Here is a 20676-nt window from a genome sequence, read left to right as displayed (position 1 = left end):
GTGCTGACACGCCATTCCTCCCCATTTCATGGGGAGGTGGATCGCCGCAAGGCGGCGAGACGGAGGGGCGCCGCGTCAGCGGCGTTATGTTGATGCCAAGCTCCACCGCCTCCCAGCGCTCCGCGCCGGCCCCTTCGACCCCTCCTTCGCCAAGGCTACGGAGGGCCCACTTCCCCACAGCGTGGGGAAGAAAGAGAAAGTGGCGAGAGAGTGAGGGAGAAAACCGCGGCCTCAGTCCCAGTCTTCCTCGTCCTCGTCGAGATAGGTGGGATCATTGCGGCCGAGGACTTCGGGGATGTCCCCGAAGTCCTCGTCGCCATCCGGTTCGGGCTGCCAGACTTCGTCGGTCTCGACCGACCAGAAGCCTTCGGCCTGCGCCGCGCCTTCGGCCAGGCGGGCGGCCTGTTCCTCGGTTTCGGCCACCACGCCATAGGCGACAAAGCACGGGCCGACCGCGTCCTCGGCCTGCAGCATCACATTGAAGCCCTTGAGGGCCATGGTGTTATCCCATCTTCCGCCAGGTCGAGCCTTCCGGCCCGTCATCGACCTGGATCTGCCGCGCATTGAGTTCGTCACGCACCTCGTCGGCGAGCGCCCAGTCCTTGGCCTCGCGCGCCTCCTGGCGCTTGAGGATGAGGGCATCGATCGCGGCGCGTTCCTCCGGGTCGATATCGGTCAGGCCGAACCAGGCATCCGGATCGGCCTGGCCCAGCCCCATCAGGGCACCGGCTGCCAGCAGACGGCCCTTGGCCTCGGCCTTTTCCTGCGGCGTCTCCGCCTTGTTGGCCTCACCGGCCAGCGCGAAAAGCTCCGACATCGCCTTGGGCGTATTGATGTCGTCCAGCAGGGCATCGAGGAAGGCCTCGGGCACATCGCCGGGCGCGGCTTCAAGATGGCCCAGGCGGCGCAGCACGCCATAAATCCGGTCGAGCGAACGGCGGGTCTTGGCCAGGAGATCCGAATTCCAGGTCAGCGGAGCCCGATAATGCGCCGTCAGCAGCGCGCAGCGCAGCACTTCGCCCGGCCAGGATTTCAGGAGATCGTGGATCAGCGCGACATTGCCCAGCGACTTGGACATCTTGTCCGAGCCCATGTTGAGAAAGCCATTGTGCAGCCAGTAATTGGCCATCGACTTGCCGCCATGGGCGCAGGTCGACTGGGCGATCTCGTTCTCATGGTGCGGGAAGACCAGGTCGATGCCGCCGCCATGAATGTCGATCGTTTCGCCCAGATGCGTCTCGCACATGGCCGAGCATTCCAGGTGCCAGCCCGGACGGCCGCGGCCCCAGGGGCTGTCCCAGCCCGGCTCGTCATCGGCAGACGGCTTCCACAGCACGAAATCGCACGGGTCCTTCTTGTAGGGCGCCACCTCGACCCGGGCCCCGGCGATCATGTCGTCGAGCGAGCGCTTGGACAGCGCGCCATAGGCCTCGTAGGACTTCACCGAGAAGAGGACATGGCCTTCCGCCGCATAGGCATGACCGCCATCGACCAGGCGCTGCATCATGGCGATCATCGGCTGGATGTGATCGGTCGCCTTGGGCTCCAGCGTCGGCGGCACGATGCCCAGCGCATCGAGATCCTCGCGATAGATGCGGGCAAACTTCGTCGCCACGGCCTCGATCCCCTCGCCGCTCTCGCGGGCGGCGGCCATGATCTTGTCGTCGATATCGGTGATATTGGCCGCCAGCACGACGCTCTCGGCACCGTAGAGATATCCGAGCACCCGGCGCAGCACATCGAACACGACCGGCGGACGCGCATTGCCGATATGGGCGTAGCTGTAGACCGTCGGACCGCAGACATACATCGTCACCCGGTCCTGATCGATCGGTTCGAATGCGCGCTTTCGCCGCGCCATCGTATCGTAAAGGGTGAGCGATTTCATGTTCTTGTCTGTTCCGTTTGTGTCAAGGGCGTGAAAAATTCACATCTTCCCTGCGGTCATATCATTGGATTTCACGCAGGGAAGGCCTAAATACCGTCAAGCGCCGAGGCGCGAAAACAGAGGATTTCAGGCTCCGGGTGAAAAAATCCGGCTCTGCATCCTCGATCCGGAAACCGGCACTACGGCCCTGTCGTATACGCGCAGGACCGACCCGACAACGAAAGGATCCATGGGGATGGACGCCGTGACACCTGAAGCTGCGCGCCTGGCTGGCGTGAAAAACTCCAAACCGACCCGCGAGGAGGCCGAGGAGGCCGTCCGCACGCTGATCGCCTGGGCGGGCGACGACCCGGCCCGCGAAGGCCTGATCGACACGCCCAAGCGCGTCGTGAAAGCCTGGTCGGAATGGTTCTCCGGCTATGAAGCCGATCCGATGGCCGCTCTCGGCAAGACGTTCGAGGACGTGCAGGGCTATGACGACATGGTCATGCTGACCAATATCGATGTCGAGAGCCATTGCGAACACCACCTCGCGCCGATCCTGGGCGTGGCCCATGTCGCCTACCTGCCGCGCAAGGCCGTGGTCGGCATTTCCAAGATTGCCCGCGTGGTGGAGATCTTCTCCAAGCGCATGCAGACGCAGGAAACCATGACGGCCCAGATCGCCGACGCGCTGACCGAGGCGATGCAGCCGCTGGGCGTGGCCGTCCTGATCGACGCCAAGCACCAGTGCATGACCACCCGCGGCGTGCACCACCCGAATGTGTCGACCATCACCACCACCTTCACCGGTGAGTTCAAGACCGACCCGGCCCTGAAGGACCGCTTCATCCGCATGGTCGAACGCGCCTGACGCGAAACACCGGTTCGAGAGAAAAGCCCCGTCCGGCCGGACGGGGCTTTTCTTTTTTCGGACAGCGCCGGAGCGCCTAGGCGGCGTCCGGCACCTCCAGCGACGACATGTCGATCACGAAGCGGTAGCGCACATCGGCTTTTTCCATGCGCTCGAAAGCCGTGTTGATCTCATCCATCCGGATCATCTCGCATTCCGGCAGGATGTTCATCCGGCCACAGAAATCGAGGACTTCCTGGGTCTCGGCGATACCCCCGATGAGGGAACCCGCGACCCGGCGGCGGCCCATGATCAGCGGCACGGACACCAGTTCCTCCAGCGGGCCGACCTGTCCGACCAGGCACAGCGTGCCGTCGACGTCGAGCAGGGGCATGTAGGGGTTGAGGTCGTGCTTGACCGGCACGGTGTCCACGATCAGGTCGAAACTGTTGCGCGCCGCCTTCATCGCCGCCTTGTCCGACGAGATCAGGAAGGCATCGGCACCGAGTTCGCTCGCATCGGCCTCCTTGGACGGGCTGCGGCTGATCACGGTGACATGGGCACCGAGGCCGACAGCCAGCTTGATCGCCATATGCCCCAGACCGCCCATGCCGACCACTCCGACCCGGCTGCCCTTGCCGACATTCCAGGTGCGCAGCGGTGAATAAGTGGTGATGCCGGCACACAGGAGCGGCGCCACCCGCGACACGTCGAGCGTTGCCGGCACACGCAGGACAAAGGCCTCACGCACGATGACATGTTTGGAATAGCCGCCCAGCGTGTTGTCGCCGGTGATCCGGTCCGGGCTGTTATAGGTCGCGGTGAACCCGTTGCGGCAGTATTGCTCTTCGTCGTCGTGGCAGCGATCGCAATCCTGGCAGCTGTCGACCATGCAGCCCACGGCGACGGTATCGCCGACGGCGAACTTGCTGACATCCGGACCGACCGCCGTCACACGGCCGACAATCTCGTGACCGGGGATGTTGGGGTAGACCGTACCCGCCCAGTCGCCACGCGCGGTGTGCAGGTCTGAATGGCAGACACCGCAATAGAGGATATCGATCGCCACATCGTCGGCACGCAGGCCGCGGCGCTCGAATGTGTATGGCACCAAGGGTGTGTCAGCGCTGTGGGCGGCATAGCCAATCGTCTTCATGTCAGCTCTCTCGAATGGATTTGTTCCGGGACCGGCAAGCGGTGCGCGCTGCATCGGCGGCGCGCTTGAGCCTGATATAGGCGAGGTGACTTATTCGCTGAACCCGCATAATCAGCAATAAGCCTATACCGGAGTTTCATGAATGAGACGAGAGGAACTCGGCGACCTGATCGCCTTTCTCGGGGTGGCCGATGCGCGCAGCTTTACGGGCGCGGCGGCGCAGCTCGGGACGTCGCAATCCGCACTCAGTCATGCGGTCCGGCGGCTTGAGGACCGGCTAGGCGTGCGCCTGCTCACCCGGACCACCCGCAATGTAGCTCCCACGGCGGCCGGCGAGCAGCTCGCCGCCACCCTGCGCCCGGCGTTCTCCAGCATCCAGTCGGAACTCGATACGGTGGCCTCCATGGGCGGGCGCCCGGCAGGAACGCTGCGCGTGACCAGCAGTCTGGACATCGCCGAGACCCTGCTTCTGCCCGCGGCAGCCCGGATCATGGCCGAACATCCCGGTATCGAGATCGAGATCGCCATCGACCAGCGTCTCGTCGACATCGTCGCAGGCCGGTTCGACGCCGGCGTGCGCCTGGGCGAGGAAGTCGAGAAGGACATGATCGCGATCCCGATCAGTCCCGACATCCGCATGGCTGTGGCTGCCACGCCGGACTATTTCAGGCAGCACGGCCAGCCCGCGACGCCGCACAACCTCACCCGGCACGCCTGCATCAATCTGCGCCTGCCGACGCGCGGCGGTCTTTATGCCTGGGAGTTCGAGCAGGACGGCCGGGCACTGAATGTGCGCGTCTCCGGACAATTCACCTGCAATGATCCGCGTGTGGTGCTCGCCGCGGCCCGGGCCGGTCTCGGCCTGACCTGCCTGCCTGAAGACTATTTGCGCGAGGATATCGAAGCAGGCCGGCTCGTACGTGTGCTGGAGGACTGGTGCCCGCCCTTTCCCGGATACCATCTTTATTATCCCAGCCGCCGCCAGATGCCGCCGGCACTCAGACTTTTCGTCGAGGCACTGCGATACCGCAAACCCTGAGAACCAGGCCGGTTGAGTTATCAAGAAATACAATCTCAGTACTTTTTGGTCCCGTCACAACAAATGCGGCAAAACCATGAGCTGTATACATGTGGTGAAATTGTAATGGAACATTGTTAGACCGGTGTCGTTCCCACGCTATTGGGCCATTGAACCCAGATACTGTTCAGCAACCGGGAAGACACTCTCATGATGCACAAGATTTTGACCGCCGCCCTGTCTGCAACCGCGCTGGCAGGCGCTGCCGCCGCCCCCGTATTCGCCCAGGACCCGGCCCAGGCCGGCGCCGAAGCCGGAGCGGCCGAGACCTTCACCCTCACCGATGCGCAGGTCACCGCTTTCGTGGAAGCCGCCAACGGCATCAACGCCCTCGTCCAGGACATCCAGCCGCGCATGCAGGCAGCCGAAAGCCAGGAAGCTCAGGCCCAGATCCAGCAGGAGGCCCAGGCCGAGATGGAGACCATTGTACAGGACGCCGGACTGACCGTGGTCGAGTACAACTCCATCGCCAATGCCGCCCGCACCGACCAGAGCGTTGCGGCCCGCATCCAGGCCGAAGCCCAGGCGCAGGCCGGCAACTAGGCCGCAGACACGCTTGACAGCGGGAATGAACGGGCGGCCCTTCGGCCGCCCGTTTTCGTATCCGGATCAGGCCGCCGGCTGCAGCAGGCCTTCGGCCTCCAGTGCAGCCAGAACCGCCGGCCGCTGGCGCACGCGGTCCATGTAGGCCATCAGCTTCGACCGGCTGCCCAGGCCGATACCCGTGGGACCGGTCCAGTTGGTGAGGGTGAAGAGATAGGCGTCGGCGATGGTGAAGGTGTCGCCGGTCAGATAGCTGCGGCCATCGTCCAGCACGCTTTCGATATGGTCGAGGCGATTGGCAACGCGTTCGATCGCGGCAGACTTCACCTCCTCGCTGTTGTCGGGGCGAAACAGGGGCGAGAAGGCCTTGTGAAGTTCGGAGGAGAGGAAGGTCAGCCACTCATTCACCCGGGCCCGCGCCAGCGTGCCGGCGGCCGGTGCCAATCCGGCCTGGGGATTGGAATCCGCGATGTGCTGAACGATGGCCGCGCCTTCAGTGACGACCTCGCCCGGCGTGACTTCCAGCGCCGGCACATAGCCCTTCGGATTGACCGAGCGGAAAGCTTCGCCGGTCGACACGATCCGGCCCTCGGCCAGATCGACGCGCTCCAGCTCAACCGGTACACCGGCCTCGCGCAGGACAATATGGGGCGAAAGCGAACAGGCGCCCGGAGCAAAATAGAGTTTCATCGGAAGGTATCCTTTCTGGGGTTGGCAAGTTGTGGAGGGAGAGATCAGGCGACAGCCCGGACCTCGGCTGGACGGCTCAGATCCGCCATCAGATCGGCCGCCTTGCGGTGGCGGAGCAGGGGCGCACCCTGCCCGGCATAGAGCGAGGCAAAATCCTCATCGCCGGCCGCAATCGCGGCATGCTTGAGATGACCCAGGAACCAGGCCTGCACCGGAAAGGGCGGAAGGCGGTCAGCGCGCGCTTCCATTTCGGCGATGACGCGATTGGGAATGCCGCGGGCCAGCCGGCCGGTATAGGCACGGGTCAGGACGGTGTGCCGGGCCCGCGGTGAGAACAGCACATCGCGGTGGGCGTCATTGGTGCCGGACTCGGCGCAGGCCAGGAAGGCCGTGCCCAGTTGCGCCGCGCCGGCGCCCAGCGTGAGGGCCGCATCGATACCGGCCCGGTCGGCAATTCCGCCGGCCGCAATCACCGGCACGCGAAGATGCGCCGCGATCTGGCGGGTCAGCGGCAGGGTGCCGATCAGATTGGCTTCGGCCGGTTCGAGAAAGGCGGGGCGATGGCCGCCGGCCTCGAAACCCGTGGCGAGAACGATATCGACACCGGCATCCGCGAGCGCCTCGGCTTCGGCCAGTGTCGTCGCGGCGCCCAGCGTCAGGATGTCCCGGCTGCGGCACGCCTCCAGGATGGCGCGGTCGGGCACGCCGAACACAAAGGAGAAGACCCGCGGCTGCACAGCCAGGATCGCCTCGACCTGGTCTTCAAAACGCGGATGGTAGCGCGCCGGCGGTTCCGGCCGGTCGAGGCCGTATTCGCGGAAATAGGGTTCGAAGACTGGCCAGACAGCGTCAAACGCCGCCTTCGGAAAGGGATCCCCGCCCGGATCGTGATCGCTGACCCAGAGATTGAGCGCGAAAGGCCCGTCCGTTGCCGCTCTCAGATCGCGTGCCAGGGCCTCGATGCCGTCCGGTTCGAGAATATGGGCACCGAACGAGCCAAGCCCGCCGGCATTCGATACGGCCGTCGTCAGTTCAACCGTCGACAGTCCGCCGCCGAACGGTCCCTGCACCACCGGATGCTCGATCCCGATCCGTGATTGAACCTCGCTTCGCTCCGCCATCGCTTGCCTCCTGTCCGCTGCGGTCGGGAGACAGATGGGCACGTGATTACGAAATGTAACCTTGTGAGTAGGCGTAAGCGGCGTTTTGTACTATCCCCGCGGTAAGCAGCTTTCCGGAGCCCCAGCATGCTGAAACGCCGCCGCAACACATCCCGGCCCCTCGATGACGGCACGCACTGCCCCGTGAACGAGTGCATGCAACTGCTCGGCGGGGCCTGGACGCCCTATGTGATCTGGCACCTCGCCGGCGGTCCGCGCCGCTTCTCCGAACTGGAGGCCGACATCCCGCCAATCTCGGCCAAGGTACTTTCTGCACGCCTGAAGGAGCTCGGCAGGAAGGGCGTGGTGGTGCGCACCGTGCAGCCGACCTCGCCGCCCAGCGTCGAATACGCACTGACCGAGCTCGGCCGCGAGTTGCTGCCGGTGATCGAGGCCATCGTCGACGTGGGCACCCGTCTGAAACGGTCCGCCAACGCCTGCGCAACAAGTTAGTGCTTCCGCGGCCGCATTTTCGAACCGCGAAACCGGTGCCCGCTTTCGCTGAAAATGCTCTAGCCCAGCCGCTCGACACGCGGAACGCTGCCGTTTGACGGGCGGCCGATACGCCACTGGCTGTCCAGTCCGGCCCGGTAGTCGCGCTGCAGGATGGTCGACACGGTGACATAGTCGGCCTGTGCCTCGCCGGGCGTCAGGGTCAGGCGGATATAGCCATGATCGACCATGTTGCAGTGGGCAACATCGGGATTGGCGTCACGCATCATCTGGCCATAGTCGACACCGGGCGCAGCGAAGCTGGAGAAAGGCGCCGGTGAGGTCACTGACGAGCCGACGAACTCCGTCCCGACAAGATTGCCCTGCGCATCCGTCAGCTCGTTGGCCCAGAAGGAGTGCACATCGCCGGTCAGCGTGATGACGTCGGCATCGGCCTCGCGAAGGGCTGCAAACAGACGCTCGCGCTCGGCCGGATAACCATCCCACATATCCAGATTGAACGGGATTTCGAACCGCGTGCGCATGATGAAATTGCGGGCGAACTCGCTGTCCCGCGTCGCCCACCAGCGCAGCCATCCCGGCATTTCCTCGGCGAAATTCGGGAAATTCACCCGGCTCATGATCACCTGGTTGGCCAGGATGCGCCACGGCTTGCCCGCGGCGATAGAGGCCGCGCAGGCTTCGCGGATGCCGGCGATCTGGGCCGCGCCGATCAGCTCGCGATCCTCGGCCCCGACAACATCGCGCTTCCACGCATCGACGGCGGCCACGACTTCGGGATCCTCGATATCGGCATCCGAGGCGACCGGGAACGTCTCGTTCAGGATCTCCTGGTCGCGTGCCGACAGACGGCTCTCGATCAGGCACAGCGTCGCCAGATTGCCGATCTCGTAGACGCCATAGCGATTGCGCAGATCTTCCGGCTCCCGCGAGGGCGTCCAGTCATACCAGGCCCGCAGCGCGGCCTCGCGCCGGTCTTCCCAGCGCCCCTCGCCGTCATTGTGGTTCTGGGCGCCGCCGGTCCAGGAATTGTTCGCCGTCTCGTGATCGTCCCAGCTCATGATCCAGGGCGCCGCCGCATGCAGCGCCTGCAGGTCCGGGTCGGACTTGTACTGGGCGTGCCGCGCGACATAGTCGGCATGCGACACGATCTCGTGCACCGGATCGGGCACACGATTCAGCGCCTCGGCGTCGCCGGTCGCATACTCGCCCATCGCGTATTCGTAGATGTAGTCGCCCAGGTGCAGGACGAGATCCAGCTCGCCATTCTCCGCCGCCTCGCGATAGACGTTGAAATGCCCGGCCGGAAAGTTTGAGCAGGAGAAGACACCGATCCGGAATTGCTCGACCGCGCCTTCGGGCAGGGTGCGGGTGACGCCAACGGGAGAATAGGTCTCGTTGAGGCGGAAGCGGTAGAAATACCGCTCGCCCGGCTGCAGGCCCGTCGCCAGGATTTTCAGCGTGCCCAGCGCTTGCGGCTGGATATAGGTGATCTCTTCGCCCTGTTGGAACACCACGTCGTCAAAGGCCTCGTCGCGCGCGACCTCGACCCCGCGCCAGCCGCCGGCATCGTCGCTCAGTGCGGTCCAGAGCATGATGCTGTTCGTGTCCGGATCCCCCGACGCCACGCCATGCCGGAAATGTCCCTCGGCACGCGGTTCGAATCGTTCCGACCCGCTCGAGCAGGCGCTTACGGCTAGGCCCGCACCGGCGGCACCGATCAGGGCGGTACGGCGTGTCAGCTTCATCTTGCTCATGGGTCTCCCCCCAGACTTCCGCGCGCAGACCGGCGGTTAACACCGATCATTAGCGCAATTTCGCGACGGGTTCACTACGCTCATAAACGAAGGTGGCACACCGGGCTCCCCGCCCGGCGCGCCACCCGCCCCAGCCCCCTGGGGAATTAGAATTCGACGCCGCCGCGGATGCCGTAGAGCATCGGCGAACCGGCGATGAAGGTCGGCATGCCGAAGCTGCCGCCGGTATTGCCGGCGTCGATCAGGTATTCCTCGTCGGTCAGGTTGGTGCCGTAGAGCTCGACGTGGAAGCGTTCGTCGGCATTCTCGTAGCGCAGGCGCGCATTGAGCAGGCCATAGGCGTCCTGGTGCAGGATGCCGCCAAAGCGGTCATTATCGTTGTCGAAGTAGATTTTCGACTGCCAGCTATAGGTCGGCAGGAAGCGCAGCGAACCCCAGTTTCCGGCCGCCACTTCCCAGTTCAGACCCAGAGCGAGCGTGTGTTCCGGGGCATAGCGGAAGGTATTGCCCGCCAGCTCCAGCGCATTGCCGTTCGAGTCGGTGTCGTCGAAAGTCGCCGAATTGTAGGCATAGCTGGCGAACAGCTCGGCCCGGTCGGTGATGTCGAACTGGCCCTGCAGCTCGGCACCGTACTGCGTGGCATTGCCCGCATTGTCGGTGACGAAGCTGACCGTGCCCGGATCAAAACGGGTGGTCTGGAAGTTCTCGTATTCCGAATAGAAGACCGAGCCGGACAGCGTGCCGCGCGAGAAGGTCCAGAAGGCGCCGGCTTCGACCGAGTCGATGATTTCTGCCGGAGCTTCCGAGAAGAAGGTCGGGCTGTCGGTATCGACCGAGATCACGTCCGGGCGGCGGCCGCGAGCATAGCTGATCCAGGTGTTCAGCATGTCGTTGACGGCGTAGGAGGCCGCGAAACGCCAGGTGAAGTCGTCGAACTCGCCAGACTGGCTGACCGTTTCGCCATTCGGCGTGTAGGGCGTCACCAGCGTGTTGGCGAAGGTCACGAAGTTCGGGCCGTTGATATTGCGGCCATAACCCGACGAGGTCTTGTCCTCATAGGTCCAGCGCAGGCCGGCGGTGAGGGTCAGACGGTCGGTCACGGCGTAGGACGTGTCGGCGAAGATGTCGAAGGACGTCGTCTCGCCGGAGTTGGAACCCTCTTCCAGGTAGAAGTCGCGCAGCGGCACCAGCTGTTGCTGTTGCAGCAGGGCTGCCACCGAATAGGGGAAGGGGTTGAGCGGGTTGTCCAGATCGACACCAGGGAAGCCGTTGAGCGCCAGGAGGCCTTCGAGCTGCGCCACGGTGGCGCCGAAACCGGCAGCCAGGGTCGGTGCGAGGATCGCCTGGGCGACGGCCTCATTCATGCCGATCGGAATGCGCTGCTCGCCTTCCTCGTGGAAGTAGAGGGCACCGAGCGACCCCGTCCAGGCGCCGCCGGCATCATAGGACAGGCGGAATTCCTGGCTGAACTGCTCGCCGGTCGCGTCTTCGGCGATGACGAGGAAGGGCAGCGCCATGCCGTCCGGATCGAATATCTCGACGGAGTCGAAATCACGCCAGCCGGTGATCGCGTTCAGCGTCCAGGCGTCGGACAGCTGGAAATCGGCCAGGAAGGTCAGCTCGCGCACTTCGCGGTCCAGGCCCAGCTCGGCACCGCCCTCGAAACCGCCGAACGTGTTCAGCGAGGCCGCGGTGAACGGATCGGTATCGCCGCCCACAGCCGGCAGCGTGCCGGACTTGAACGAGGTGCCCGGAGGGGTGTCCTGCTGATAATTGGCGATCAGGTCGAAGGAGAAGACGTCATTCGGCGTGCCGGACAGCACCAGACGCACGGCCTGGGTGTCGCGGCCCTGCAGGTCGCCGCCTTCGGTGTTCGCGATATAGCCGTCGCGTTCGCGCGACACGCCGGAGATACGCAGGCCATAACCGTCGGCGAGACGGAAATTATAGTGGCCGCGCGCCTCGACCTGGCCCTCATTGCCGAAGCCCATTTCGAACGAGCCGGAATTCTCGTCCTCAGCCTTGTTCTGAATGATGTTGATGCCGCCGATCAGTGCGCCACGGCCGAACAGGGTCGGCTGCGGGCCCTTGGCCACCTCGATACGCTCGATGTCGAACAGCTCGATATAGGAGCCGCGCGAACGCGTGATCGACACACCGTCGCGGAACACGGCCACGCGGGTTTCCGACGTGGCCTCGCCACTATCGGTCGTGATGCCGCGGATCGAGTAGCCGGTATTGTTCGGCGACTGTTCCTGCACGATCAGGCCCGGCGTGAAAGCAGCCAGGTCCTCGAAGTCGGCAATGGCGAGATCCTCCAGCAGGCCCTCGTCGAAGGCGCTGACATTGATCGGCACGTCGGCGACAGACTGTTCGCGGAACTGGGTGGTGACCGTGATCACATCCACCGTGTTGTCGTCCTGGGCAATCGCTGCGGGTGCGAAAAACAGGGGCGCAGCAATCGCCGCGGCCGCCATCAGGCGCGCTTTCAACGTCATGGCTAAGTCCTTGCAGTTACGCGACCCCTCCGGTCGCGATCCGATGCGCCTGTCTAGAAAGTGGCCATGACGCTTTGCCGACAGAGCCGTGACAGGTAGATGACGCGCTGCAGCATTCAGCCGCGCGTTGCATTCCTGCATCGCCTGGAGGACGATCCGCCCATGACCGGAACAGCCCAGCTCACCGAACTCACTGCCGACGCCGATGCCGCCGGCGAACGCCTCGACCGCTGGCTGGCCGGCCAGATCGAAACCCTGTCGCGCTCGCGCCTGAAAGCGCTGATCGAACAGGGTCAGCTTCGGGTTGACGGTACGGTCCTGAACGACCCGTCTGCCAAGATCGCTGCCGGCTCGATCTATGCCCTGGAGGTCCCGGCGCCGCGGGCGGCCGAGCCCGTGCCCGAGAAGATGGATCTCGACGTGCTGCACGAGGATGACGACCTGATCGTCCTGCTCAAGCCTGCCGGGCTGGCCGTCCATCCCGCTGCAGGCAACTGGACCGGCACGCTGGTGCACGGCCTCCTGCATCACTGCGCCGGCTCACTGTCCGGCATTGGCGGGGTGGAGCGTCCGGGCATCGTGCACCGGCTGGACAAGGACACGTCCGGCGTGATGGTCGTCGCAAAGTCGGATGCCGCACACCAGGGCCTGGCCGCGCAGTTTGCCGCGCACACGGTCGAACGCGCCTATATCGCCTTCACCCGCAACGCCCCCTCGCCCAAGGCCGGCCGGATCGAGACCCGCATCGCCCGCTCGCCGCAGGACCGCAAGAAATTCGTCGTGCCCCGGGATCCGCACAGCGAAGCCGGCAAGCATGCGATCACCAATTACGCCACCCTCGCCCGCTACGGCCAAGCGCCGGGCGCCGCGATCGGCACCGGGCTGGCCGCCAAGGTGGAATGCCGCCTGGAAACCGGCCGTACGCACCAGATCCGGGTCCACATGGCCCATATCGGCTGTCCGCTGCTGGGCGATCCGGTCTATGGCAACAAGCGCGGCAATATCCTGGCGATCTCGGACAATGGCCGCGAGCTGAAGGATTTCCGCCGCCAGGCCCTGCACGCCGCCATTCTGGGTTTCGAACACCCCGTGACCGGCGAAGACATGCGGTTTGAAAGCGAGCTGCCGAAAGACATGGAACGGCTGGAGAAGTTTCTCGAGCGGCTCTAGCCGCAGAATTGTTCAGGAGGAGATGATGGCCGAAATGCTGATGACACGCGGAGTGGGTGGATCCGACGCTGCGACGGAACTCTCGCGCCTGAGCGACATGCTGGGGCATTGCAAGCCGATCCCCGAGGCGAGCTTCCGCCGGCGGCTGGACGGGCTGCGCGGGCGGATGCGGGATGCCGGGATCGGCGCAATCTGGCTGAATGCCGGTTCTAATCTCACCTATTATACTGGGCTGCGCTGGCCGGCGACGGAGCGGCTGGTCGGCGCCCTCGTCAGCGTGGACGCCGGGCTAACCTATGTCGGACCGGCCTTCGAGACCGGCACGCTGGAAAGCTATCTGCGCCTCGATGCGCCGCTGGCCGTCTGGGAAGAGCATGAAGATCCCTTCGCCCTCGTCGCCTCGCTCGGCCGGCCGAACGCAACGCTCGCGCTGTCACCCGATACGCCGCTGATCACCGCCAACGCCCTCAACGGGGCCTGGACCGGCCCGACGGCGGATGCGGCCGGGATCGTCCTGGGCGCCCGTGCCCGCAAGGACGCGGACGAGCTGGCGCTGATGCAGGCCACGAAGACGGCAACGATCGAGGTCCACAAGGCCGCCGCCCGCATCCTGCGCGCCGGCATCTCGACCGCCGAAGTGACCGAGTTCATTCATGCCGCCCACAAGAAGATCGGCGCGCCCGGCGGCTCGACCTTCTGCATCGTGCTGTTCGGGCAGGACACCGCCTTCCCGCACGGGGTGGCGCGACCGAAAGCGCTGGATGAGGGCGACATGGTGCTGATCGATACCGGCTGCGCCATGCATGGCTATCAGTCCGACATCACCCGCTCCTATGTCTTCGGCACGCCGACGGACCGGCAGCGCGATATCTGGAACGCCGAGAAGGCCTGTCAGCTGGCCGCCTTCGACGCCGCCCGGATCGGCACGCCTTGTGCCGATGTCGACGCGGCCGGACGCGCCGAGGCCGAACGCCGCGGCCTGGGCCCGGGCTATGCCCTGCCCGGCATCCCGCACCGCACCGGCCACGGCATCGGGCTGGACATCCATGAAGGGCCCTATCTCGTCGGTGGCGACACGACACCGCTGGCGCCCGGCATGTGTTTCTCGAACGAGCCGATGATTTGCGTGCCCGGCGAATTCGGCATCCGGCTGGAAGATCATTTCTACATGACCGACGACGGCCCGCGCTGGTTCACCGAGCCCTCGAAGTCGATCGACGACCCCTTCGGTTGAGACCGGTCAGCCGGCGCTGGAGCCGCTGGTTGCCTTCAGCCCGATAATGCCGATCAGGATCAGTGCCAGAAAGACGATACGGGCCAGCGTCGCCGGTTCCTTGAAGACCAGGATGCCGAGCGTTGCAACGCCCAGGGCGCCGATTCCCGTCCACACGGCATAGGCCGTGCCGGCGGGCAATTGCTTCATCGCCAGGAAGAGCAGCGTCATCGATCCGATCAGCGCCAGCACGACGCCGCCCTGCTGCCACCAGGGCGCGTCACGGCCGACATATTTGAAACCCAGCGCCCAGACCATTTCCAGGATTCCGCCGAGCACGAGCAGGGTCCACGGACCGAACAGCGCCATCATCACGAACGTCCCTTGCGAATGGCGGCCTGGACCTTCAGTGCCTGCACCGTCATGCGCACATCGTGCACACGCACCATTGCCGCACCGGCCTGGGCGGCACGCAGGGCCGCAGCGAGCGAGCCACCCAGCCGTTCCATTTCGGCAGCGCCTTCGTCGATCGCCGCGATGAAGCGCTTGCGTGAGGCGCCGAACAGGACCGGATAGCCCAGACCGATCACCTCATCGAGGTCGTGCATGAGGGCCAGATTGTGATCCAGAGACTTGCCGAAACCGATGCCCGGATCGAGCCAGATACTGTCCGCACTTACCCCGGCCGCCATGGCGATATCGGCGCGCTCGGTCAGGAAGTCGCAGACCTCGGAGACGACATCGTCATACTGCGGATTTTTCTGCATGTCCTGAGGCGTGCCGGACATGTGCATCAGGATCACCGGCACGCCCAGTTTGGCCGCCGTTTCCACCGCGCCCTCATAGCGCAGCGCCATGACATCGTTCCAGATATCCGCACCGGCCTCGATCGCGGCACGCGCGACAGAGGGCTTGAAGGTGTCGATAGAGATCCTTGCCGCCGTTTCGTCGCGCAGCGCCTTGATGACCGGAACAACGCGCCGCAACTCCTCGGCCTCGGGCACCGGATCGGCACCCGGCCGGGTCGATTCGCCACCGATATCGATCACATCGGCACCGTTCTTCAGCATTTCCAGGGCGCGGCGCACCGCGGCATCCTGGTCGATCCACTGCCCGCCATCGGAAAAGCTGTCGGGCGTGACATTGAGCACGCCCATGACAAAGGGGATGTCAGAATTTCGGCGGGTGCGGAACTTCGGCATGACCGCTAGCTAGTCCCCGCCGTCAGGCTTGGCAAGCGGACTGATTGGTCAGCTATTCATTTCGGGGCACGCACCGCCACCCTCATTGGCGACAGAGCTGTAATCAGCCTCGCCAAGCTGCAGCCAGCGTTGCCAGAAGGGACGGCGATCGAGGGACACATCAAACCGCCAGTAATTCTCCGGATTGGTGACCAGGTCATCTTCTGTGCCGGCGGTGGATATCTTCCATTCCCCGGCAGACGCGCCCAGCTGTGCCGAGATCTGACCGTGCCATTCGCCGCCCTCGCCCGGAACCAGGCTGAGCATGGCAGGTGCATCGGGAACTTCGCCGCTCACAATGGTGACAAAGTCAGCCAGGATCGGGATCCTGAGCTCGTCGAGGAGCGGATTGAGCAGCTCTCCCCCGGCCGGCACGTTGACGCCTTCCTGCACGAGGCCGGCGTCCAGAATGAGCGGCCCAGATGCCGGCAGCTCGACGAACCGCTCGATGCTCAGCCCAACGGCGTTATGAGTTCCGCAGTCCGCGGCGCTCATGTCGATCTTGATCAGCGCATGACCTGGCTCGCCGGCTGGTGCGCGCCGGCTTGCACCCGCCACGAGCGAGACTGCGACCACGGCCGCAACAGCGACGGCCGCATGCCTTTGAGTGCCCATGGATCCCTCCGCAAAAGCGCAACGCACGCAACTTTACGTCGAAACCTCGGGCGATGGAACCCCGGAAAGCGAGAGCGAGCGTGCCCTACTCCGCCGGGACGCTGTCATCCTTCTTCTTCATCTTGTCGAACATCTCCCACACGCCGTTATCGCCGTGCCAGGCGCCCTTGGTGGCACCCTTGGAGTATTCGGTGGCGCGGGCCTCGAAGAAGTTGGCGTGCTCGACGCCATTGAGGATTTCCGTCAGCCACGGGATCGGGTGTTCCTTGACCCCATAGATCGTCGGCAGTTTGAGCTGCTTCATGCGCCAGTCGGCGATGTAGCGAATGTACTGCTTGATGTCCTCGGGCGTCATGCCTTCCACCTCACCCGCCTCGAAGGCCAGCTCGATGAACTTGTCTTCCAGCTTCACCACCGTCTTGCAGCAATCGGCAATGTCGTCCTTCACGCCCTGGGTCAGGGCGCCGGTCTCGGCCGCGAATGTATGGAAGAGGCGCATCATGCCTTCACAGTGCAGCGACTCATCGCGCACCGACCAGGAGACGATCTGCCCCATCCCCTTCATCTTGTTGAAGCGCGGGAAGTTCATCAGCATGGCGAAGGAGGCAAACAGCTGCAGCCCCTCGGTGAAGCCGCCGAACACGGCCATCGAGGTCAGGATGTCCTTCTCGGTGTCGCAGCCGAACTGGCCGAGATAATCATGCTTCGCCGCCATCTCCTGGTATTCCATGAAGGCGGAGAATTCGCTGTCCGGCATGCCGATGGTTTCCAGCAGCAGCGCGTAGGCCGCGATGTGGATCGTCTCCATGTTGGAGAAGGCCGCCAGCATCATGCGCACTTCAACCGGTTTGAAGAGCGGCATGTAGTTTTCCATGTAGTTGGCGCCGACCTCGACGTCCGACTGGGTGAAGAAGCGGAAGATCTGCGTCAGCAGATTGCGCTCCTTGTCCGTCAGCTTGGTCGCCCAGTCCTTGCAGTCCTCGCCGAGCGGAACTTCTTCCGGCATCCAGTGAACCTGCTGCTGACGCTGCCAGAAGTCATAGGCCCACGGATAGCGGAAGGGCTTGTAGGTCAGGCTCGGGCTCAAAAGAGTCGGCGCTTTCTCGGCGGACAGGGTCATGGTCGCAGCTCCCATGGGGCGGAACGGAATCGGATCGAACACAAGATATTGTGCCTATCCTTTCCAAAACGTCTACAGCTTGATGCGCTCTGGACGGCAGGCGGCTGTGGAGAGTGCGCGATTCGCCTGCAATTCGCCATGCCTGGCTCATGCAGGTGCGGCGCTGTGTCCGGCCCCGAACCGCCCTACCAGGTCCAGTTCACCGTGACGGCGCCGAACTCCTCGGTCTCATCGAAACTGGTGACGCCGGCGACGTGCTTGTACTCGCGGCGCACATAGGCCAGCGACAGGTCCACCTCGCCGACCCGCACCGCGACACCGGCCTGGGCATCGCCAACGACCTGGCGCTGGGCCAGTTGCATGGCGTTGGAGAAGTCGACTCCCTTGGACGGATCGTACATCAGGGCCCGCCGGTCGGCCCCGGCGAAGACATACCAGCGCGGCCGCTCGCCTTCGCCGCCGCGCAAATACTGGCCGACCCGAACCTCTGCGCCCGCCCCGGCTGCAGAGCCCTCCGGACCGACGCTCAGGCCGGCTCTGGGCGTAAAGGACACATCGAGCTCTTCGCCCTGCCCCTGGGTCTCGAAGCGTCGCTCATAATTGACCGCCACCGTCGCTTCGCGCTGGCCGCGGTCGATCACGACCGGCGAATACCCGTCTCCGCGCGGCGAGAAGAGACGCTGTGCCCGTTCGTCGCCGGCCGGATCGACAATCGCCACTTCCAGCGTGCCCGCCTCGCCGAGATCGACGCGGGCGCCCTGCTGCGATGTCAGCGAGGCAAGCGGCGCGCCGCCGAACGGGTCGTCATTCATGGAGAGCGCAGACAAGGCTACACGGGCAGCTGCCGGCGACAGCGGCCGGACCTCGCCCTCGGCGCGGAACTGATCCTGGATCATGCGGGAGGACGACGCCCACTCGCTCGCGGCATCGCCTGGCTCGATGAGCACGTAGGCAATGCCGCCCAGCGCAATTGCGCCGGCTGTCACAAGCTCGGCTGTCCGGCCCAGTCGCATCATTCATCCCCTCTGCGTCCAGATTAGCAATCGGCGCGCGAGTCGCATGCCGATTCACTCCAGACGCGAGGAAAGGTTAACCCGCACGCGTCAGACGGTCCATCACAAGACCATGACACAGCGCAATATCGCAGGCGCGTTCATTGACGGGAGTAATAAGTAGCGGGCCCGGGCAGGGACGAAATGAGAAAGGGGACAGCGAAGCGCCATCCCCTTTCCGGGGCCGGTCTCTCCCCCTCGAAGGACCGGCCGGTATGTCGCGCTCGCCTACTGGCAGGCGAGGCACTCTTCGTAATCCGTCGGCGCGGCGGCTTCCATCGATTTTTCGGTTTCCGACTTTTTCTCGGAGCCGGCATAGGCCGCCCGCTGCACCGATTTGGAGCGGCAGTAGTAGAGCGACTTCACGCCCTTCTCCCAGGCCGACCAGTGCAGCATGTGCAGGTCCCACTTATCGATATCGCCCGGCAGGAAGATGTTGAGCGATTGCGACTGGCACACGAAGGGCGTGCGGTCGGCCGCGTGCTCGATCACCCAGCGCTGGTCGATCTCGAACGCAGTGCGGAACAGCGCCTTCTCATGCTCGTCCAAGCCGTCGAGATGCTGCACCGAACCTTCGTGCTCGAGGATCGAAGCCCAGACGGCCGGCGTATTGAGCCCCTTGGCCTCCAGCGCTTCTTCCAGCTTCGGGTTCTTCACCGTCGTGGAGCCCGACAGGGTCTTGTGGGTGTAGACATTGGCCGGGATCGGCTCGATGCCGGCGGACACACCGCCACAGATGATCGAGATCGACGCGGTCGGCGCAATCGCCAGCTTGTGCGAGAAGCGCGCCTTCACGCCCGACGCCTCGGCATCCGGGCAGGCCCCGCGCTCTTCGGCCAGCTTCACCGACGCCGCATCGGCTGCCGTGCGGATATGCTTGAACAGCTTCATGTTCCACGACTTGGCCATCGCGGATTCGAACGGTGCATTCATCTGCTGCAGGAAGGTGTGGAAGCCCATCAGGCCCAGACCGACCGAGCGCTCCTGGATCGCGGAATAGACGGCGCGGTCCATCTCGGCCGGCGCGCGGTCGATGAAGTCCTGCAGGACATTGTCGAGGAAGCGATAGATGTCCTCGATGAAGTCCGGATCGTCCTTCCACTCCAGATATTTCGCCGCGTTCAGCGAGGAGAGACAGCACACGGCCGTACGTTCCTTACCCTTGTGGTCGAAACCGGTGGGCAGCATGATCTCGGCGCACAGGTTGGACTGGCGCACTTTCAGGCCCAGCTTGCGCTGGTGTGCCGGCAGGGCGTTGTTCACCGTGTCGGAGAAGATGATATAGGGCTCGCCGGTCTGCAGGCGCAGCTCGATGATCTTCTGCCACAGCTTGCGGGCATTGACCGTCTTCACCACCTCGCCGGACTTCGGCGACTTCAGCTCGAACTCCTCGTCATTGGCGACGGCGTTCATGAAGGCGTCGGAGATGTTGAGGCCGTGGTGCAGGTTCAGGGACTTGCGGTTGAAGTCGCCCGACGGCTTGCGGATCTCGAGGAACTCCTCGATTTCCGGATGGTGGACATCCAGATAGACAGCGGCAGAGCCACGGCGCAGCGAGCCCTGGGAAATCGCCAGGGTCAGGCTGTCCATCACGCGGATGAAGGGAATGATGCCCGAGGTCTGGCCGTTCTTGCCGATCTTCTCGCCGATCGAGCGCACGCTGCCCCAATAGGTGCCGATGCCGCCGCCATTGGAGGCGAGCCAGACATTCTCGGTCCAGGTGCCGACGATCTCGTCGAGCGAATCCCCGACCGAATTCAGGAAGCAGGAGATCGGCAGACCGCGATCGGCGCCGCCATTGGACAAGACGGGCGTGGCCGGCATGAACCACAGGCGCGAGATATAGTCATAAAGACGCTGGGCGTGCTCACCGTCATCGGCATAGGCCGTCGCGACGCGCGCAAACATGTCCTGATAGGACTCCCCCGGCAGCAGGTAGCGGTCTTCCAGCGTCTTCTTGCCGAACTCGGTCAGCAGCGCATCGCGCGACCGGTCGATCTTGACGCTTTCAACCAGACGCAGATGTGCGCCGGCCGAGGATTTGGGCTTGCCGCGGCGCGCAGGACGCGTGCTGGCAACATCGGTTTCCATCTGGCGATTTGTGGCCGAATCCAGTGGCGACATGATGGCATTACTCCCCAAGCCCGAGGCAAAAAAGTCCTGTCGCGCGGTAGACAGCGCCGCGCAGCGAACGAACCCGAAAGGTCGAA

19 protein-coding genes are annotated in these 20676 nt (G+C 64.5%); 6 read left to right on the top strand and 13 right to left on the bottom strand.

Annotation, left to right across the window (positions count from 1 at the left end; all coding sequences use genetic code 11):
- Positions 1-231: 231 nt before the first annotated feature.
- Both JJ918_RS16105 and cysS read right to left on the bottom strand, forming a co-directional pair.
- Positions 232-498, bottom strand: coding sequence for a hypothetical protein (locus JJ918_RS16105; RefSeq protein WP_271187306.1), 267 nt, complete (start codon positions 496-498; stop codon positions 232-234).
- Positions 499-502: 4 nt separating this feature from the next.
- Positions 503-1888 carry a cysteine--tRNA ligase gene (gene cysS, locus JJ918_RS16100; protein ID WP_291889635.1) on the bottom strand — a complete coding sequence of 462 codons (1386 nt, stop codon included), beginning with the start codon at positions 1886-1888 and terminating at the stop codon, positions 503-505.
- 235 nt (positions 1889-2123) lie between these two features.
- Here cysS and folE point away from each other — a divergent pair, with 235 nt between their 5' ends.
- Complete coding sequence (gene folE / locus JJ918_RS16095) at positions 2124-2741, top strand: GTP cyclohydrolase I FolE (protein WP_291889633.1); 618 nt, start codon at positions 2124-2126, stop codon at positions 2739-2741.
- A 76-nt stretch (positions 2742-2817) separates the two neighbouring features.
- Here folE and JJ918_RS16090 read toward each other — a convergent pair whose 3' ends face one another.
- The gene (locus JJ918_RS16090) at positions 2818-3876 is read right to left on the bottom strand and encodes an NAD(P)-dependent alcohol dehydrogenase (protein WP_291889631.1); all 1059 of its coding nucleotides are present in this window, start codon (positions 3874-3876) and stop codon (positions 2818-2820) included.
- Between the two features lie 142 nt (positions 3877-4018).
- Here JJ918_RS16090 and JJ918_RS16085 point away from each other — a divergent pair, with 142 nt between their 5' ends.
- Entirely contained in the window at positions 4019-4915 is an 897-nt protein-coding gene (locus tag JJ918_RS16085) for a LysR family transcriptional regulator (protein WP_291889629.1), read from the top strand.
- A gap of 189 nt (positions 4916-5104) precedes the next feature.
- Positions 5105-5497 carry a DUF4168 domain-containing protein gene (locus JJ918_RS16080; protein WP_291889627.1) on the top strand — a complete coding sequence of 131 codons (393 nt, stop codon included), beginning with the start codon at positions 5105-5107 and terminating at the stop codon, positions 5495-5497.
- A gap of 66 nt (positions 5498-5563) precedes the next feature.
- Here the strand turns inward: JJ918_RS16080 and gstA are convergent, their stop codons facing one another.
- Complete coding sequence (gene gstA, locus JJ918_RS16075) at positions 5564-6187, bottom strand: glutathione transferase GstA (protein WP_291889625.1); 624 nt, start codon at positions 6185-6187, stop codon at positions 5564-5566.
- Between the two features lie 44 nt (positions 6188-6231).
- Positions 6232-7308, bottom strand: coding sequence for a nitronate monooxygenase family protein (locus JJ918_RS16070; RefSeq protein ID WP_291889623.1), 1077 nt, complete (start codon positions 7306-7308; stop codon positions 6232-6234).
- Between the two features lie 126 nt (positions 7309-7434).
- On the opposite strand from JJ918_RS16070, the gene JJ918_RS16065 reads away from it, so the two are divergent.
- Positions 7435-7800, top strand: a complete 366-nt coding sequence (locus JJ918_RS16065) for a helix-turn-helix domain-containing protein (RefSeq protein ID WP_291889621.1) — start codon at positions 7435-7437, stop codon at positions 7798-7800.
- A gap of 59 nt (positions 7801-7859) precedes the next feature.
- Here the strand turns inward: JJ918_RS16065 and JJ918_RS16060 are convergent, their stop codons facing one another.
- Together JJ918_RS16060 and JJ918_RS16055 are read right to left on the bottom strand one after the other, a co-directional pair.
- Positions 7860-9557: an alkaline phosphatase gene (locus JJ918_RS16060; protein ID WP_291889619.1), complete on the bottom strand. Its 1698-nt coding sequence runs from the start codon at positions 9555-9557 to the stop codon at positions 7860-7862.
- 146 nt (positions 9558-9703) lie between these two features.
- The gene (locus JJ918_RS16055) at positions 9704-12055 is read right to left on the bottom strand and encodes a TonB-dependent receptor (protein ID WP_291889617.1); all 2352 of its coding nucleotides are present in this window, start codon (positions 12053-12055) and stop codon (positions 9704-9706) included.
- A gap of 162 nt (positions 12056-12217) precedes the next feature.
- On the opposite strand from JJ918_RS16055, the gene JJ918_RS16050 reads away from it, so the two are divergent.
- Positions 12218-13225 carry an RluA family pseudouridine synthase gene (locus JJ918_RS16050; protein ID WP_291889615.1) on the top strand — a complete coding sequence of 336 codons (1008 nt, stop codon included), beginning with the start codon at positions 12218-12220 and terminating at the stop codon, positions 13223-13225.
- A gap of 40 nt (positions 13226-13265) precedes the next feature.
- The gene (locus JJ918_RS16045) at positions 13266-14459 is read left to right on the top strand and encodes a M24 family metallopeptidase (RefSeq protein ID WP_367277731.1); all 1194 of its coding nucleotides are present in this window, start codon (positions 13266-13268) and stop codon (positions 14457-14459) included.
- A gap of 6 nt (positions 14460-14465) precedes the next feature.
- On the opposite strand, the gene JJ918_RS16040 is transcribed toward JJ918_RS16045, so the two are convergent.
- From JJ918_RS16040 to JJ918_RS16015, 6 genes are all read right to left on the bottom strand, one after another.
- Positions 14466-14810, bottom strand: coding sequence for a multidrug efflux SMR transporter (locus JJ918_RS16040; protein WP_291889611.1), 345 nt, complete (start codon positions 14808-14810; stop codon positions 14466-14468).
- Positions 14810-15640, bottom strand: a complete 831-nt coding sequence (gene folP, locus JJ918_RS16035) for a dihydropteroate synthase (RefSeq protein ID WP_291889609.1) — start codon at positions 15638-15640, stop codon at positions 14810-14812. Before folP ends, JJ918_RS16040 begins: the two co-directional genes overlap by 1 nt.
- Before the next feature lie 48 nt (positions 15641-15688).
- Positions 15689-16294 carry a hypothetical protein gene (locus JJ918_RS16030; RefSeq protein ID WP_291889607.1) on the bottom strand — a complete coding sequence of 202 codons (606 nt, stop codon included), beginning with the start codon at positions 16292-16294 and terminating at the stop codon, positions 15689-15691.
- A gap of 85 nt (positions 16295-16379) precedes the next feature.
- Positions 16380-17414 (bottom strand): ribonucleotide-diphosphate reductase subunit beta, encoded by a 1035-nt coding sequence (locus JJ918_RS16025; RefSeq protein ID WP_291889605.1) that lies wholly within the window; start codon positions 17412-17414, stop codon positions 16380-16382.
- Positions 17415-17599: 185 nt separating this feature from the next.
- Positions 17600-18430, bottom strand: coding sequence for a lipid A-modifier LpxR family protein (locus tag JJ918_RS16020; RefSeq protein WP_291889603.1), 831 nt, complete (start codon positions 18428-18430; stop codon positions 17600-17602).
- A gap of 264 nt (positions 18431-18694) precedes the next feature.
- A complete protein-coding gene (locus tag JJ918_RS16015; protein ID WP_291889601.1) occupies positions 18695-20590 on the bottom strand; it encodes a ribonucleoside-diphosphate reductase subunit alpha in 1896 nt (631 codons plus the stop codon).
- Between the last annotated feature and the right edge of the window lie 86 nt (positions 20591-20676).

It is taken from the genome of Maricaulis sp. (assembly GCF_017642925.1).
GTDB lineage: Bacteria > Pseudomonadota > Alphaproteobacteria > Caulobacterales > Maricaulaceae > Maricaulis.
The sequence above is the reverse complement of the archived record's forward strand: the minus strand, read 5'-3'. Positions and strand labels throughout refer to the sequence as shown.

Excerpts from the sequence above, each read along its gene's own strand:
- JJ918_RS16105 (WP_271187306.1), bottom strand. The coding sequence starts at position 498 with ATGGCCCTCAAGGGCTTCAATGTGATGCTGCAGGCCGAGGACGCGGTC.
- cysS (WP_291889635.1), bottom strand. The coding sequence starts at position 1,888 with ATGAAATCGCTCACCCTTTACGATACGATGGCGCGGCGAAAGCGCGCA.
- folE (WP_291889633.1), top strand. The coding sequence starts at position 2,124 with ATGGACGCCGTGACACCTGAAGCTGCGCGCCTGGCTGGCGTGAAAAAC.
- JJ918_RS16090 (WP_291889631.1), bottom strand. The coding sequence starts at position 3,876 with ATGAAGACGATTGGCTATGCCGCCCACAGCGCTGACACACCCTTGGTG.
- JJ918_RS16085 (WP_291889629.1), top strand. The coding sequence starts at position 4,019 with ATGAGACGAGAGGAACTCGGCGACCTGATCGCCTTTCTCGGGGTGGCC.
- JJ918_RS16080 (WP_291889627.1), top strand. The coding sequence starts at position 5,105 with ATGATGCACAAGATTTTGACCGCCGCCCTGTCTGCAACCGCGCTGGCA.
- gstA (WP_291889625.1), bottom strand. The coding sequence starts at position 6,187 with ATGAAACTCTATTTTGCTCCGGGCGCCTGTTCGCTTTCGCCCCATATT.
- JJ918_RS16070 (WP_291889623.1), bottom strand. The coding sequence starts at position 7,308 with ATGGCGGAGCGAAGCGAGGTTCAATCACGGATCGGGATCGAGCATCCG.
- JJ918_RS16065 (WP_291889621.1), top strand. The coding sequence starts at position 7,435 with ATGCTGAAACGCCGCCGCAACACATCCCGGCCCCTCGATGACGGCACG.
- JJ918_RS16060 (WP_291889619.1), bottom strand. The coding sequence starts at position 9,557 with ATGAGCAAGATGAAGCTGACACGCCGTACCGCCCTGATCGGTGCCGCC.
- JJ918_RS16055 (WP_291889617.1), bottom strand. The coding sequence starts at position 12,055 with ATGACGTTGAAAGCGCGCCTGATGGCGGCCGCGGCGATTGCTGCGCCC.
- JJ918_RS16050 (WP_291889615.1), top strand. The coding sequence starts at position 12,218 with ATGACCGGAACAGCCCAGCTCACCGAACTCACTGCCGACGCCGATGCC.
- JJ918_RS16045 (WP_367277731.1), top strand. The coding sequence starts at position 13,266 with ATGACACGCGGAGTGGGTGGATCCGACGCTGCGACGGAACTCTCGCGC.
- JJ918_RS16040 (WP_291889611.1), bottom strand. The coding sequence starts at position 14,810 with ATGATGGCGCTGTTCGGTCCGTGGACCCTGCTCGTGCTCGGCGGAATC.
- folP (WP_291889609.1), bottom strand. The coding sequence starts at position 15,640 with ATGCCGAAGTTCCGCACCCGCCGAAATTCTGACATCCCCTTTGTCATG.
- JJ918_RS16030 (WP_291889607.1), bottom strand. The coding sequence starts at position 16,294 with ATGGGCACTCAAAGGCATGCGGCCGTCGCTGTTGCGGCCGTGGTCGCA.
- JJ918_RS16025 (WP_291889605.1), bottom strand. The coding sequence starts at position 17,414 with ATGACCCTGTCCGCCGAGAAAGCGCCGACTCTTTTGAGCCCGAGCCTG.
- JJ918_RS16020 (WP_291889603.1), bottom strand. The coding sequence starts at position 18,430 with ATGATGCGACTGGGCCGGACAGCCGAGCTTGTGACAGCCGGCGCAATT.
- JJ918_RS16015 (WP_291889601.1), bottom strand. The coding sequence starts at position 20,590 with ATGTCGCCACTGGATTCGGCCACAAATCGCCAGATGGAAACCGATGTT.